The 13,960-nt window shown below is 63.4% G+C and carries 18 protein-coding genes; 1 reads left to right on the plus strand and 17 read right to left on the minus strand.

The window, feature by feature from the left end; genetic code table 11:
* Position 1 precedes the first annotated feature (1 nt).
* The 11 genes from ACVWZT_RS18235 to ACVWZT_RS18285 all read right to left on the minus strand — a co-directional run bounded on the left by ACVWZT_RS18235 (position 2) and on the right by ACVWZT_RS18285 (position 8,346).
* The gene (locus ACVWZT_RS18235; RefSeq protein WP_457470607.1) at positions 2-421 is read right to left on the minus strand and encodes an integrating conjugative element protein; all 420 of its coding nucleotides are present in this window, start codon (positions 419-421) and stop codon (positions 2-4) included.
* Positions 418-972 (minus strand): transglycosylase, encoded by a 555-nt coding sequence (locus ACVWZT_RS18240; RefSeq protein WP_457470609.1) that lies wholly within the window; start codon positions 970-972, stop codon positions 418-420. The genes ACVWZT_RS18235 and ACVWZT_RS18240 overlap by 4 nt, the downstream gene beginning before the upstream one ends.
* Positions 954-1,673, minus strand: coding sequence for a TIGR03759 family integrating conjugative element protein (locus tag ACVWZT_RS18245; RefSeq protein ID WP_457470610.1), 720 nt, complete (start codon positions 1,671-1,673; stop codon positions 954-956). Before ACVWZT_RS18245 ends, ACVWZT_RS18240 begins: the two co-directional genes overlap by 19 nt.
* Positions 1,674-1,683: 10 nt before the next feature.
* The gene (locus tag ACVWZT_RS18250) at positions 1,684-2,355 is read right to left on the minus strand and encodes a hypothetical protein (RefSeq protein ID WP_457470612.1); all 672 of its coding nucleotides are present in this window, start codon (positions 2,353-2,355) and stop codon (positions 1,684-1,686) included.
* Entirely contained in the window at positions 2,352-2,861 is a 510-nt protein-coding gene (gene pilL2, locus ACVWZT_RS18255) for a PFGI-1 class ICE element type IV pilus protein PilL2 (protein WP_457470614.1), read from the minus strand. The genes ACVWZT_RS18250 and pilL2 overlap by 4 nt, the downstream gene beginning before the upstream one ends.
* A 130-nt stretch (positions 2,862-2,991) precedes the next feature.
* Entirely contained in the window at positions 2,992-3,708 is a 717-nt protein-coding gene (locus ACVWZT_RS18260; protein ID WP_457470615.1) for a DUF5983 family protein, read from the minus strand.
* Between the two features lie 65 nt (positions 3,709-3,773).
* On the minus strand, positions 3,774-4,268 hold the full coding sequence (locus ACVWZT_RS18265; RefSeq protein ID WP_457470616.1) for a JAB domain-containing protein: 495 nt from the start codon (positions 4,266-4,268) through the stop codon (positions 3,774-3,776).
* 67 nt (positions 4,269-4,335) lie between these two features.
* Complete coding sequence (locus ACVWZT_RS18270; RefSeq protein WP_457470618.1) at positions 4,336-4,593, minus strand: hypothetical protein; 258 nt, start codon at positions 4,591-4,593, stop codon at positions 4,336-4,338.
* Positions 4,594-4,660: 67 nt separating this feature from the next.
* Entirely contained in the window at positions 4,661-5,194 is a 534-nt protein-coding gene (locus ACVWZT_RS18275) for an STY4534 family ICE replication protein (RefSeq protein ID WP_457470620.1), read from the minus strand.
* A gap of 742 nt (positions 5,195-5,936) precedes the next feature.
* Entirely contained in the window at positions 5,937-7,904 is a 1,968-nt protein-coding gene (locus ACVWZT_RS18280; RefSeq protein ID WP_457470622.1) for a DNA topoisomerase III, read from the minus strand.
* A 97-nt stretch (positions 7,905-8,001) separates the two neighbouring features.
* A complete protein-coding gene (locus ACVWZT_RS18285; RefSeq protein WP_457470623.1) occupies positions 8,002-8,346 on the minus strand; it encodes a helix-turn-helix domain-containing protein in 345 nt (114 codons plus the stop codon).
* Positions 8,347-8,487: 141 nt separating this feature from the next.
* Between ACVWZT_RS18285 and ACVWZT_RS18290 the strand changes: the two genes are divergently transcribed.
* Complete coding sequence (locus ACVWZT_RS18290) at positions 8,488-8,715, plus strand: hypothetical protein (protein ID WP_457470625.1); 228 nt, start codon at positions 8,488-8,490, stop codon at positions 8,713-8,715.
* Positions 8,716-8,809: 94 nt separating this feature from the next.
* On the opposite strand, the gene ACVWZT_RS18295 is transcribed toward ACVWZT_RS18290, so the two are convergent.
* From ACVWZT_RS18295 to ACVWZT_RS18320, 6 genes are all read right to left on the minus strand, one after another.
* Entirely contained in the window at positions 8,810-9,238 is a 429-nt protein-coding gene (locus ACVWZT_RS18295) for a single-stranded DNA-binding protein (protein WP_064492701.1), read from the minus strand.
* Positions 9,239-9,243: 5 nt separating this feature from the next.
* The gene (locus ACVWZT_RS18300) at positions 9,244-9,738 is read right to left on the minus strand and encodes a DUF3158 family protein (RefSeq protein WP_457470626.1); all 495 of its coding nucleotides are present in this window, start codon (positions 9,736-9,738) and stop codon (positions 9,244-9,246) included.
* The gene (locus ACVWZT_RS18305; RefSeq protein WP_457470627.1) at positions 9,735-10,490 is read right to left on the minus strand and encodes a PFL_4669 family integrating conjugative element protein; all 756 of its coding nucleotides are present in this window, start codon (positions 10,488-10,490) and stop codon (positions 9,735-9,737) included. The genes ACVWZT_RS18300 and ACVWZT_RS18305 overlap by 4 nt, the downstream gene beginning before the upstream one ends.
* A 151-nt stretch (positions 10,491-10,641) precedes the next feature.
* On the minus strand, positions 10,642-11,859 hold the full coding sequence (locus tag ACVWZT_RS18310; RefSeq protein WP_457470628.1) for an STY4528 family pathogenicity island replication protein: 1,218 nt from the start codon (positions 11,857-11,859) through the stop codon (positions 10,642-10,644).
* Complete coding sequence (locus ACVWZT_RS18315) at positions 11,853-12,404, minus strand: DUF2857 domain-containing protein (RefSeq protein ID WP_457470629.1); 552 nt, start codon at positions 12,402-12,404, stop codon at positions 11,853-11,855. Before ACVWZT_RS18315 ends, ACVWZT_RS18310 begins: the two co-directional genes overlap by 7 nt.
* Positions 12,405-12,420: 16 nt before the next feature.
* Positions 12,421-13,959, minus strand: a complete 1,539-nt coding sequence (locus ACVWZT_RS18320; protein WP_457470631.1) for a ParB family protein — start codon at positions 13,957-13,959, stop codon at positions 12,421-12,423.
* Between the last annotated feature and the right edge of the window lies 1 nt (position 13,960).

Genomic DNA, 13,960 nt, shown 5'->3' on the forward strand with positions numbered 1-13,960 from the left:
CTCACTGTTCCAGGCCGGTGGGTGTGATCAGCACCGGGTAGTGCTGCAGTTCCAGGCGCTCGGCGATGTCGTCACCACTCACCGGCCAGATGTCCAGCCCCGGGGCTGCCGCCTGGATGCGGCGCAAGGCTCGGGCGTCGGCCACTTCAACCGCCAGGCCGCTAGCGCCCAGGTCCTGCAGCCTCTCGGCGTGCTGGGCCAACCATTCCAGAGAGGCAGCGTCGTGCCCGACCAGAAACAGCGGCGTGAACCCTGGCATCTTCAATGTTCTTGGCGACACGGCACCGGGTGACAGGCGTGTGCTGTGTACGGGCAGGGCCCACGTCAGCGCGCGGGGATCGGGCAGTTGGCTGGGGGCCGCGAGCGCGCCAATCGTCCACCAGAGAAAAATACACAGCGTTACCCAGCACCGACGGTTCATGGCTGCGGCCCCCTCGGCGAGGACGCGACCGTTTGCACACGCTGCCAGTGCTGGCTGAACTGTCGGCGGTACTGCGCTGCAGGTTTACCCCCAGCAGGGCGGTGATAGCGGCCAGCCGCCACGATCCAGTCACCGCTGTCGGCATAGTGGGCGCGCAGCAGCTCTGCCGTCACGGCCAGGTTGGCGCGAGGATCGAGGGCATCGCAGGCGCTGCGGTAGCGGTCTGGGTGGTAGCCGAGGTTGGTCTGACCCAGCCCGACATCGATGCGCTTGGGATCGTGGCGGACCAAGGCCTGCTTGAGTGCGGCGCACGCCTCATCACGGCGGGCGAAGCGCAGCGGTGTGCCGGCGACATTCAGGGTCCAAGGCCAGGGCATGAGGTGACCCCGCAGCGGCGTACCGCTCTCCTGCAGGGCGATGGCGAACAGCACTGACGCGGGGATGCCAGCGCGCTCGGCGGCGATTTGATACGCCGGCGGCGGCAGCGAGGCCGCATGAACGGCTGTAGTGCCGGTCAAGGCCAGCGCTAGGATCAGTCGATACGCTGCCATTTCCCGTCCACCTGCTGGAAGCGCGCCGGCAAGGGGCGGCTGGCGCCTAGGGCGAACCAGCGGCCGCGGTCATGGTTGAGGGTGACCTGGCCACTGCTGACCTGGGCGGGGGTAATGCCGGCATCGCGTGCCCATTGGCGCAGACTCCTATCGTCACCCTGGCTGCTGATCAAGTACACATCGAGGTGTGCGCCGCCACGCAGCCACTGCTGGGTGTTGGCGACGCAGGGCGGGCAGCGTTCTTCCACAAACAGGGCAAAGCGGCCGGTAGGGGTAGCTGCTGGATCATCGACCATGCCTTGCACAGGCAGCACCCCCGGGAACAGGCGCGCCCAGGCGGCGGTGTAGGCTTTCTGGTAGGCCAGTTCGCGCTCGGCACGTTTGGCTTCGAGACGGACCTGCAGTTCGGCGTAGCGCTGCCGTTCCTGGTCCGAGTCGGCTTCCACGCCGAGGGTGGTGAGTGGGTCGAGCTGCGGCGACCAGTAGTGGCGGGGGCCAGCCTGCAGGCGCTCAAATTTGGCCCACTCATCCTCCGTCAGCCCCCAGGCCTTGGCCTGAGCCGCGTCGGATGCCTGCCGACCCAGTGGCATCTGTTCGCTGAACTGCGGGGCCGAGTCGACCAGTTTTGGCGCGGTCCACGCCAGTCCTGCGAATAGACAGGCGGGGAGCAGGATGAGCGAAGGGCGAGAGAACCGAGCCATACGCACCTCGTCACGGCAGTGGCAGTGTGTGGTCGCCATGCCCCGGGACATGGAACACCACCTGGTGCGCGCGAATTGCGCGCAGCTGCCAGCTGTTCAAGCTGTCGCCAGGCTGCAGCAGGTGCACGGTCGTGAGCGAATGGGCGCCAGCGGGCAGGGCAGCCACGAACCTGATGTCACCTCGGGTCTCGATACCCAGCAGGGTGAAGGGCGGGGCCAGAGGTTTGGCCTTGGCTTTCTCACCGCTGGAGGCCTGCGGTTGCGTGTTGGCGGTTGCAGGCGCAGCAGGGCGGGTCGACAGTTTCTCGAGCGCGGCCTCTGCCGTGGCCAGCCGTTGTTCCAGTACCGTCAGATCGCTGCTGCTCGGACCTGGCGGTGCCGCCTCGAGCGCCTTGAGCGAGACAGCGAGCTCATCCTGCTGCTGGCCGAGGGCGGCCTGCGCTGCAGTGTGTCGACCTTGCGCCTCGCCCAACGCCACGACCTGCGGCTGCAGCGTAGAAAGCCTGGCACCCAATGCATCGATATCGCGGCGCAAGGCCGGTGCTGGGTCGGCCGGGGCGTTGCGGGCCGCAGCCTGAAGCTCGGCCAGTTGCTGATGATGGTTGTACGTTTCGGCGGCGAGCACGGCGGCGCCCAGGCACAGGGCACCGACCACCACGGCCTGAAAATGAAGGACCTTCATGGCGTGAGCTCCAGGGTCGAGTAGGGGGGAGCGGGCGTCGGCACGCGCAGGGCATAGCACACGGTCCGATCGACCGGATCGATGTCGAGTCGCCAGGCCGGGCCGCCGATGATGGTCAGGGCGTCCAGCAACGAGATCGGCCCGAGCTGGTGCTGCACCGCGGGCAGAGGGCGACGGAACAATCGATCCACCGCAGGGCTATCGGCACACAGCGCGTAGCCCGAGCGTTGCAGCACGTGACGCAGGGCTTCACCGACGGTGGCATGCAGGACTGGCGCGATCTGCACGTTGACCAATTGATACAGCGGCTGGCGCTGCTCTAGCGTGGGACGTGTGGTGACCAGGGTGTAACGGTCCTGGCGGACCCAGGCCGGAAGTTGGGTTTTCGGCTTGGGCGATGTCGCCGGCAAAGCGGGTGGTGCTGCGGGTGCAGGAGCCTGAGGTGGGGTGCTGCAGCCAGCCAGGGTGATCATCAGACCGAGGGTGGGAAGTAGGGATGTGTGCATGACCGGGTCTCGACAAATGTTGCCGATACCATGGCGAAGGCGCGAGGCGAGTCCCCACTGGAAAACCGAATCTGGCCAGCTAGCTTTTCTATCGGGCATCACAAAAAAGGCGCCCGTCAGGGCGCCTTGGTCATTCTTCGGTGAATAGCGGTAGTTCCAAGAGCGGTGCCGCGTCAGGATCAAAGATCAACAGGCGAATGTCCGCCTGACCTGCCAGTAGGAGCAGCTGGAGTAACACTGGAGGGACACGGTCAGCGAGCATCCGCGCACTGACCTCGTCGGCGCTGCGGATGCTGCCGCAGGCTTCAGTTTCTGTTACCCAAGGCGTCGAATAGAGTTTGCGGCCGACGGCATGGCTGGCGTTGAGTTCGAAGCACTCGAAGAAGCCCGCCGGTGAATTGCACCAAGCGCGCACCTGCAGGTACTCGAAGTCGTCTGCGGGCAGGTGGGCGCTGCTGATTTCCCAACTGCGACTGTAGTGCCCGGTGCTGAAGGACAGTTGTTCGACCAGGTGTTGCGCCGCCTCGACATTGCCGAGGTCGCCGACATGCATCGGGCGTCCGAGCTGATTGCCCATGATCTGGTAGAGCACCGTGTTCACCAGACCGTCGGCCGGGCAGCGCATGCGCAGAAACTCGGGTACGCACACGCCGTCGGTGATCACCGCGACGTCGTCATCGAACAGGCACGGCTGCAGGCTGATGGCCTCATCGGGCAGCTCGTTCTGAGCCGGGTGCAGCGCGCGGCAGCACGGTGGGCAATCGTCGGCATAGCTGATCTGCAGGACACGCTCATAGCGCAGGTCTTGGAAACCGCGAAGAAACGGATTGGGCAGGGAAGGGTGCATGGTGAGTCTCCGAAAGCGCCGAGGCCACCCCGAACGGGCGATGACCTCCTGGGCAAGGTGAGCTGTCACATCCAGCCGTACTCGGCCAACGAAAGCGGAGTGCCTTCGCCGACGATGATATGGTCCAGGACGCATACCTCGACCAAGGCCAAAGCCTCGGTCAGGCGGGTGGTGAGTACCCGATCGGCGCCGCTCGGTTCCGAGCAGCCGGAGGGGTGGTTGTGGCTGAAGATCACGGCGGCGGCATTGTGTTCGAGGGCCTTGATCACCACCTGGCGGGGATACACGGAGGCGCCGTCAATGCTGCCGGTGAAGAGGATGTCGAAGCTCAGCACACGGTGGCGTGAGTCAAGGCAGAGCAGGGCAAACACCTCGTGGTGGTAGGGGGCGAGCTGCAGTTTCAAGTAGGCCGCAGCATCGGCGGGGGTTATCAGCACCTCGCCGCGCTGGAAGTAACGCTGGTCCAGCAGTTGCAGGGCTTCGGTGATCAGCGCATCCTCACGGGCGCGTTGGGCCAGTACCGAATCGAGCGGGTCAACCAGGTTCAAGGCGGTGTTCATGGGCAATTCCTCGTGGCAGATGGAGCGCCCTCCTGGGGGCGTGCCCCAGGTTGGTTTAGGTGTGTGATCAAAGGCGCGTGAAGCGATGTCGCGTGCCGTGCAGTGGGCTCTGGCAGCCCTCGCACGGTTGCGTGGATAAGGCCTCGATACCGGCGCCGGTATGCGGGTCGAAATCGGCGCTCAGCGGTAGAAGGGCCTGCAGTTGGGCACGCATGTGGGTGATGCGTTGCTCGACTTCAGCCTCTCTGTAGTACAACGACAGCGCGCTGAAGTCGTCGTAGGCGACCGCCTGAAGGCAGTCCTCACAGAGCCAGAAGCTTTCCATGGCGACCTCCGACATAAATGAACAACAGGCGCTCATGAGATCGCCTGCTGTGGGCGGCCAACCTGCCTTAGGCAGACTGGCGAGCGGCGGTGGATTTACGGGCAGCGGGTGGGGTTGGTTGGCCTTGGTCAGCGTCACCGTCCACCTGTTCCGAGTCTGCTGATTCTGCAGCCTCAGGGGCGGCGGCAGCGTCGGTCCGAGCCGGCGCACGGTAGCTGAACTGACCATCGACCTTGATCCACTCGATGAAGATCAGGCGGCCTTTGAGGCTGGCGCCGGGTTGCCCCTTGCGTTCGCCTTTCTCGTACATGAACGGATCGACCCAGAGGTCGCCGATGCGAAACGCGATCAGGACCTTGCGTTCGGCACGGACGTCTTCCAGGTGTTCACGGATCAGCCGGTCGGCTTCACCGCTGGCGACCTTGCAGTCGAAGCGGGTGTACTCGACATCGTCTGAGGCACCGTGCAATGCAGCGATGTCACAGGCCATGAACGCTTGGCCACGGCGAACCGGGATTTCGCGGACACGGTTCAGGTAACCGATGCCTTGGGTGTGCAGGTTGAAGTAGGTGGTGGGGGCGTTATTGCTTGCAGTAGTCATGATGGAGCTCCTGTTCAGCAGAAACGCGGACATCCACCGGCCCTGGCGGCTGGTGAGTTCCGCAAGGGGAGGTGCAAACACATGATCGGTCGAGAAAGCGCTCATCACCGATGGGACGGTGACCGTGCGAGCTGCCGAGCGCGAGTCGCACTTTGGGGGAGAACCACCCGAAACGGGCGTAGCCTTGAAGGTCCTGGCTACCTGGGTGCTGTCAACGACAGCGGTGTGCAGCTCATCTATAAAACGCAGGAAAAGCCCCGTCAACCGTGATCTTCAGGCGGTCTGAGCGGGCGGAATCGGGTGGCTTTCAGTGGATTGTCGGCGGCAAAAAAATAGCCCGACGGTCATCAGGCTAGGAGGAGTTGGACCACCCTTGACCCGGCGATGTGGCACCGAAGTCCGTCGCAGACCTCCACTGCCGATCCACCTGGATCAACCGACCCTTGTCGTGGCCTGGGTCGGAATCAACTGGCACGCATCCGCGCACAAAAGGTGCCCAGTGTTTCGCCGGCGGGCACCGGAGCTGAGCATCGTCGCCGAAGCGGATGACCCCTAAGGCCTGGTACAAGCCGCACGGGTCATCCACCTGGGAGACTTGGAACGCTGAAAAGTCATCCGCAGATGGACTGAAGTGTGGCTCCGAACTCTAGGAGTCTGACCGAGCTGCCCGGAGCGAATCGGTCTAGGTCGCCAAGCGGCGAGGGGCCAGATCACTACACCAGCGCTGCGATGCGACGTCAAGTCATGCTTTTTTCGCCCGTTTGGATTTCGCCACCGGTTTGGTGCCCTTGCACTCGGGGTAGCGGATGCACGACCAGAAGCTGCCAGTGCGACCTTTGCGCTGGCGCATGGCGTTGCGGCACACCGGGCAGAAGGGCCCTTTGCTGGGGGGCTGGCGCAGGGTGAGCGTGGCGTTACTGCGCACCAGCCGAGTCAGCCACTCTGCCTGCGTGGCGAGGAAAGTCTCGACGCTCAGTTGGCCCGATCCGATACGGTCCAGCGCCTGCTCCCACAGCGCGGTCATGACCGGGTCGGCCACCTCTGGTGGCACCGCTTCGATCAAGGTATGCGCCGCCGCTGAGGCAGCCAGGCTGCGTTTCTTCTTGGTCAGGTAACCGTGATCGATCAAGCCCTGGATGATGGCCGCGCGGGTTGCCTCGGTACCGAGCCCGCAGCTGTCCTTGAGCTTCTGTTTCATGCGCGGATCGGCCACCTGATTGGCGATGGTTTTCATCGCTTTGACCAGCGTGCCTTCGGTATAGGCCTTCGGGGGCTGCGTGCGCTGCGCGTTAAGCGTGGCGTCGATCAATGCCACCATCGCAGATTCACGCAACGTCGGCAGGCGCTGAGCTTGCTCGGCCGGCTCGTTGCCGTCGGCCTCGTTGATCACTGCCTTCCAGCCGCGGATCAGGATTTGTTTGCCACGGGCCACCAGTTGGTCTGCCTGGCTGTATAGCAGCGCCTGGGTTTTCAGGTACTCGTGCTCGGGCAGGAACTGCGCGAGGTAGCGGGCGCGAATCAGCGTGTATACCGCCCGCTCGCGCTCTGAAAGCTGCTCCAAGTCCAGCGCGACGGCGGTGGGAATGATGCCGTGGTGCGCGGTGATCTTGCTGCTATTCCAGGCGCGTGAGCGGCGGCTGGGGTCCACCTCTTTCAAAACTGTCCCCAACGAGGGCGCGGCCCCGACCAGGGCATGGATGACGCGCGGCACCTCATCGAGCATGCTTTCCGGCAAGTAGCCGCAGTCGCTTCTCGGGTAGGTCGTCACCTTGTGGGTCTCGTACAGGGCCTGTGCAATGGCCAGGGTTTCCTGTGCACCGAGTCCGAGCTTGGCCGAGCAGATCTCTTGCAACGTGCCCAGGTCGAACGGCAGCGGCGGGCCTTCGCGCACGTGCTCGACTTCGACATTGTCGATCTCGGCGGTGCCGGCTTGAATGAGGCGTCTCAGCGCCTGCTGTGCGGCGGTTTCGTCAATGCAGCGTCCAACCGCATCGCTGACCGCGGTCGGGGGCTGCCAGCGCGCTTGAAAGCGGATCCCGTCCTGGTCCAGGTGTGCATCGACGGTCCAGAATGGCTGCGGCACAAAGCTGGCGATCGCCCGGTCGCGCTCGACCACCAAGCGCAGGGTGGGCGTCTGTACGCGGCCCACCGGCAGCAGTCCATCGAAACCGGCGCGGCGGCCAAGCAGGGTAAATAGCCGGCTCAGGTTGATGCCCACCAGCCAGTCGGCACGAGAGCGGGCCAGCGCACAGTGATACAGCGGCAAGGTCTCTTCCCCTGGACGCAAGGCGCCCAAGGCTCGGCGGATCGACGCTTCATCCAGCGCGGACAGCCACAGGCGCAAAATCGGCCCCTGGTACTGACAGCGATCGAGAATTTCCCGGGCGATCATCTCGCCTTCGCGGTCGGCATCTGTGGCGATCACCACCTCGCTGCAAGTGCGCAGCAGTTGGCTGATCACCTTGAGCTGGCCAGCAACCTTGGGCTTGGCTACCAGTTGCCAGCGGCTGGGAATGATTGGCAGATCGTCCAGCGACCAGCGCTTGTAATCACCATAGGTTTCAGGCGGAGCGGTCTCCAGCAGATGGCCGACGCACCAGGTGACGGTGACGTTCTGACCCTTCAGGCAGCCATCACCGCGATTGCTGGCCTGCAGCACCCGGGCGATGTCCCGGGCTTGGGATGGTTTTTCGCAGATGAACAGGCGCATACACGTGCCCTCTCGGTGGGTACCGACAGGGTGGGGGTGTGGTCGCGAAGCGCCAGGGTTAATTCGAAGGTGCCGCGTTCATATCGGCGGGCGGGTGTTACTTACGTTGCGCGAGGTGGCTTGCCAGCGTTTTCAGAGAGTCTAGGGCGAACTGCTTATCCGCCTCATTGAGCTCTTTGATGATGGAGTTTATCTGCACGCCCAGGTCCTGCGGCCGAGGGCTGATCGCCAGCAGCAGCTCATCGGCGGGACAGCCGTACAAGTCGGCCAGTTGCAGCAGTTTGGACACCGAGAGTTCAACGAAGCCTCGCTCAAGGCGCGACACCGCTTCGCCAGAGATCTGCAGGTGCTCGCCGACCTGCGCCTGGGTCAAGTGCCGGGCACGACGATACTTCGCCAACTGGCGACCAATGTGATGTGGGCTAGGCTCTTTCACGGGCAATGGGGGCGCTCTCCAATTCGACCCATATGGTCGAACAGCACCCCAAAGATATGAACGACTCGGAAGGTTGACTAACAACCTTGCGAGGCGTATCACCAAGAATAAGATGGATGACTCGACCGTCACCACGGAGGCAACAACTTGCACGGAACCCACCAGAGTGAGGCAGATGCGTTAGCGATCAAGGCCTATGAGCTTTTTATGGCCACCCATCTGGAACCGGACAAGGAGCAGGCTCGTGCCCGGCTAGTGGCCTGGGTTCAGGAGAATCCGCTGCACTGGCGGGCATTCCTTGCCCTGGACCAGTATTTGGCGGAAGTGAAGCAAATGCTGGAACATGAGCGGCGCGAGAGCGCCCGGCGAGAGTGAGTCAAGCGGCAGCAGCCGGTGTTGCCCGCTGAGCTGCCTGTATGGCTCCAGTGATATCGCGCTGCGGGCGGCGATTCCACTGAGTACCACGCACTTATCCGGACTTGCGTGGCGCTTTCTTGCCTCCCCCCTTACGCGAAGTGCTGGCGTTGTCGCTGGCTTTCTCGCGCATGGTCACCGAGGCCAGGCGGTGCGGCAGGATACCGATGCGCCGCGCCTCCACCTTGAACGTCACGCGCGCGTTGTCCTCGCTGTCTTCCCACTCCTCCTTGACCGTGCGCCCCTCGACCAGGACGCGCATGCCTTTCTGGTACAGCGTGGCCCAGTGTTCGGCGTCACGGTTCCAGAGCTCGACGGGCGCCCAATAGCCGCCGCGATCCTCGTAGCCGCCTTCACGCGGTACCGGGTTGTCGAAGTAGACATTCAGCCGCAGCAGGCGCCGCGGCTCATCCGGGTTGGTGTTGAACTCCTGATACTCAGGAACGCTGCCGATGTTGCCTTCACCAACAAACAACGTACTCATGGGGGTTACTCCTCGATGGGGGAACGGGTTAGGGCCAGCTCGGCGGCCTCGAGCTTGCTGGCACCGGTGATGGCTTGGCGATAGAGCGACTGCAGGCTGCTCATCTGCAAGTTCAGCACCACGCGGTTGGTTTCCAGCTGGTATAACGCCTGCCGCAGCTCAGGGTGCAGCCGCGGCTGAACCACGGCCTCCTGCCACACCTGCACGCCCATGCGCTGAAAGTCTGGGCTGCGCCAGCGCAGGAAATCGGTGCCCGTGGCGCTGTGCTGGACGACCAGGCGCAGGTCCAGCAACGAGAAGGGTGGCTGGGCCATGATCGCCAGCATCACCGCCATCAGCTCGGCGACCTGGGTGCGCAGGCGCAGGATCGTCTCGGCGAACTGCTGCAGCTCCCCCTTACCCTTAAAAGGCTTTAAAAGGCCTTTTAGGGAGGCACCTTGTGCAAACTCGCGATAGGCATCGGCCGACAAGCGTCGGGCAATGGCTTCGGCCAGGGTCATGCCTCACCCCCGTCGTTCGGGATGTCCGCCGTAGGCTTCTCCTCGGCTTGCGGCGGATTTGGGGCGTCGAGCTCGGAGGGTGCGGTGCTACGGGTGATCGGCGGGGCGAACTGGGAACGGCGCGTCCCTTCGAGAATGTCCTGCGGCAGGATGCCGAACTTGTCGATGGCTTCGCGGGCGCGGGCGTTGTTGGCGGCCATGTCGTCCCGACTCACCCCGGCCAAGCGGTAGCGCTGCGCCAGGCCAAACAGGCTGCGTAGCAGATGCGCCCCGCCATCGATCCACGACTCCATGTCGCCCCGGCCGATCAGCGCTGTGTGGTGGGCAAGCAGCACCCGCCGGACCAGGGTGTCGTAGTCGGTGAGCAGGTAGATCGCGAGAAAGCCCAGCTGGCTGCCGATGAACAGCGGCAGGGTGACAGGATGGATGTTCAGGTTGTCGCCGACATCGACCTGCGTGGGCAGGGCTCGTTCCACGCGGCTCATTTGCTGCGTCAGCGTGGCCATGTCCAACCTGGCTTGCAGCAGCTTTTCCTCCAACTGCAGCATGAACCAGTCCGCATAGGGATCACCCTGGCTGCTGGCGTGTTTGAGCAGGTTGGTGACGCTGATGTAGCCGGGCATGCCCAGGATCGGGTGTACCCCGTCGCGACCGCTGCGCCCCTGCCATAGTCGTGCCGCATGGTGGGTGTGCAGGGTGAGGGTGATGCTGCTGCGCAGGGAGCCCAGGTTGAGTTGGTAGTGATCGACCATCACCAGTACCTCGCCGTCGGAATGACGCCGACGATGGGCCGATCCTTGGCTGGCGATGCGGATCAACCTGAAGGTGGATTGCTCGCATTTTCCCGAGAGTGGATGTCCCTGGAAACGATGGCATAGGCATTAAATCCACCGAGTTCCAGCCCTATGTCGCTGCAGTGATGCCCCGGCAACGTTGTTTCAGTTCCTCCAGGCAGGAGAGGGCAAGTGGCGAGGCGGTGCGCTGACCGCTGCGCTTCGGTCGTTCGCGGGGTGATACCTCCGGCACAGGCTTTGCTGGGAGTGAAGGTGGGTTTGAGGATTTCTCTTGCTCGGTACGCGCGGCCCACAGGATGAATTCGCCTTGGCAGGCGCGCTTGATCAAGCCCATCAGATAGGCGACGGGTTTTCGAATCTCACCGCGGGCGCAGCGCACCGCTGCTTCATTGATCACCGCTTGTTGCTGTTCCGGTTCGAGCTGACGCATTGCCTGGAAGGCCATGCGCCGCTCGTTCGAGTTCAGCGGTAAATCCTCGGGCCACCGCGCTCGACCGAACTCTACGTGCCCCAGTACCGTACTTTTTTTGCTGTGGTCTTTCTGTACTGTACGGCCGGCGTCGGCATTCCGAACCACAGCCAAATCCGCTGCATTGCTGCAGGGTTCGGGATTAGTTGCCTCAGCTGAAGAATTCCGAACGGGGTCGTCTGCGCCAGGTTCGGAATTCTTTGGGTCTGCTTCTACGCCCCTCAGCGGTAGCGAGTGCTGTTGGGCCAGAGGCAGCGAGCCGAGCCTGTCCTTGTCGAGTTGGGCCACCTGCGGGTCGGCCTGGATCTCGGCGATCACATGCTGAGCCACGTCTCGGACGCCTTTGGTGGCATGGGAGAGGTTCTGCTGCAGCAGCGCCGCGTAGCCGCTGTCCAGTTCCAACTGCTCGGCCGCGGTCAACGGATCGCCGTGCAGCACGTAGACGCAACCGCGCAGGCAGCCATTGGCATCGCGTGAGCGTTCTACCTGGCTGAGCCAGCGCGTGGTGCGTAAAACGTTGAGTGCGCGGGCGATGGTTTCGCGCGAAGCCTGGGCGCCGCAGGGGCTGGTCGCCAGGTAGGGCTGCAGGTCCTGGTAGCGTGGTGTCTTGATCTTCCGCTCAGTGATCAGCCAGCGCAGCACCTGCCATGTGTTGCGCTCCAGTGGCGTCAGTCGGCGATCCAGCAGCAAGGTCTGCGGCAGCGGGTTGTTGTCGCCGTAGTAGATCGTCCGCACCGCGGGCTCTTCAGTGGGGATAGCCAGTTTGCCGTTCGCCGCGTACCACTCATTTCGGCGCCGAAGAGCGTCGTAGCACTGACGCACCACGTCCTGCCAGTCGACCTCGTAAAAGCTCAGCATGGTTTGCCTCCGTACAGTTCGATCTGTTGCCAGACCAGGGTCAGGCTGATGTGTTGCTCCTCGGCCAGCATCATCATGGTGTCCAGCGGATCGTTGTCCGGATCCTCCGTGCGCAATTGGCTCCAGCGATTCCACACGGCATGCTCCTGCACTTCAGTGAGCTGGACTGGCCGACCGCGGTGCGTCTCGATTTTCAGCACACGGCGACGCAACGCAGTCTCCGAATGGTCCAGGCCGAAGCAGCGGTACATGATGTTGGAGCTCGCCCCCAACTTGAGTGCCCGATTGATCAACCGCTCGTTCTGTTCGTCGCGCTCGGCCTGGATGATCAGGCGGCGCAACACGGTGATGTCGACCTTCACTTCGACCCAGGCGATCGACGAGTGCGCCAGGTGAGACAAGGTGGTCGGCGGCAGCGACTGGAGCACCTCGATGTCTTCATCGGCCAGGCCCAGTGCCTTGCAGCGCTGTAACCGGCCATGGCGCAGCTCATGCAGCACTTGGTTCAACATGGCATGGTTCAATAGATTGAAAGTCGTGCTCATGAGGTGGCTCCTCACATTATCGAGTGGACGACAGCGTCAGTTCGATCAACTGCCGGGCGTGGCGGATCAGCGTGAACAGCTGCTCCAGCTGGGCATCAGGAAGGCGTTCAAGGCCCACCGTCAGGGCAGGGCGCTCGGTGAAGGGCAGGTCATAGACCCCGATCAGCAACTGACCAAACAGTGCTGCCGGCAACTGCTGGCGTTCCTTCCAGGAAACGTCGTCCTGCAGGCGCAGCAGGGCCGAGAGCAGCAGCTGGATACCGGTGTGCCGCGAGCTGAGTCGCTCGCTATGCCCCGGTGAAAGGGTAAAGCCCAAGTCGTCCGCGAGCGGACTGATCATATCGCCAGCGTCTGCGTAGGCGGCAAGTTCGGCGGCCAGGGCGGCGCAGCTTGCGCGCAAGTCGCTGATATCGTCCAGTGATGTGGGGCAAGATGATGCCGCGCCGACTGGAGTCGGAGCATCCTCGAGCTTTTCCAGGGGCTTGTCTGGCAAAGGCTCGTCACCCAGCGCGTGGCGTATTCCGGGTAAGCGGGGAGCTTGTTGGAGCAGTTGAGTTTCACCAGCTTGTTCTGGCTCAGGCTTTGACCCCGCAGTCGACGTCTCCGGTGGATGTTTCGGTATCGACGGCGGTACCGGAGGCTCGCCAGCTGGAGTGTTTGGAAGGACATGAGTGCTGTTCGCTGGAGGCATTGAGGGACGTTGCCCTTGGTGCAGCTCCAGTGCCAACAAACGAGGTGTCTGCTTCAGGCTCACTGCCATCCTGGCAAGCAATTCGTCCCGCAACTCACCTGCATCCAGCTCGGGCTTTTCATCGTCGAACGCTGACAGCACCTCAAACCACAGCATCGGGAACTGGTCGGGGCTGCCGAAGTACTGATTCCAAATCGACTCCGCTCGACGTCGTAAGCTGATGAGGCGTTCGATGGCAGGTTTGCCCAGGCCCGCATACAGCACCTGCGGGATGACGGGGAACAGGTGCTCGAGCGCGTCGAACATGCGGCTGATGTGCGACTGCGAGATGGGATAGCCATCCTCGCTGAGGCGCGTTGCGAGCTCCCGTTGGGTGAGGCGGGTGTCCCCGGGCAGGAGCATGTCCTTGAGCTTCGCCACGGCCAGAGCCCGCTCGATAAACGTCAACTGGCCATGCAAGTCACTCTCGGCCAAGTGCCCAAGCAATACATGCGCTTCCGATTGCCAAGGGCGGAACAGGCAATGGATACGGAAGAAGCGCTCTTCGCGGGTTTCCTGCCACAGTTCGCCGAGGATGCTCAGGCGCGTATTGCCGCCATTACGGATGATGAAATGCGACTCATCGGGGCGACGGGTGATGGCGGGCGGCTGATCCAGGCCGCGCTCGCGGATTGAGGCCTTGATGTCGTCATACAGCGGGTTGCGCACCACACGCGGGTTGAGCTCGTAGGGGCGCAGTTGCTCGATGCTGACCACCATCGGTGTATCGCCAACCGGGGCTGCCGTGAGTTCGCATCGGTGTTTCTGCGGAAAGTGCGCCTGTTGCAGCTGACGCGTAATGTCTTCGGAAGTCGGCGGCTTCATC

This window comes from Pseudomonas sp. TE21394, assembly GCF_054057835.1.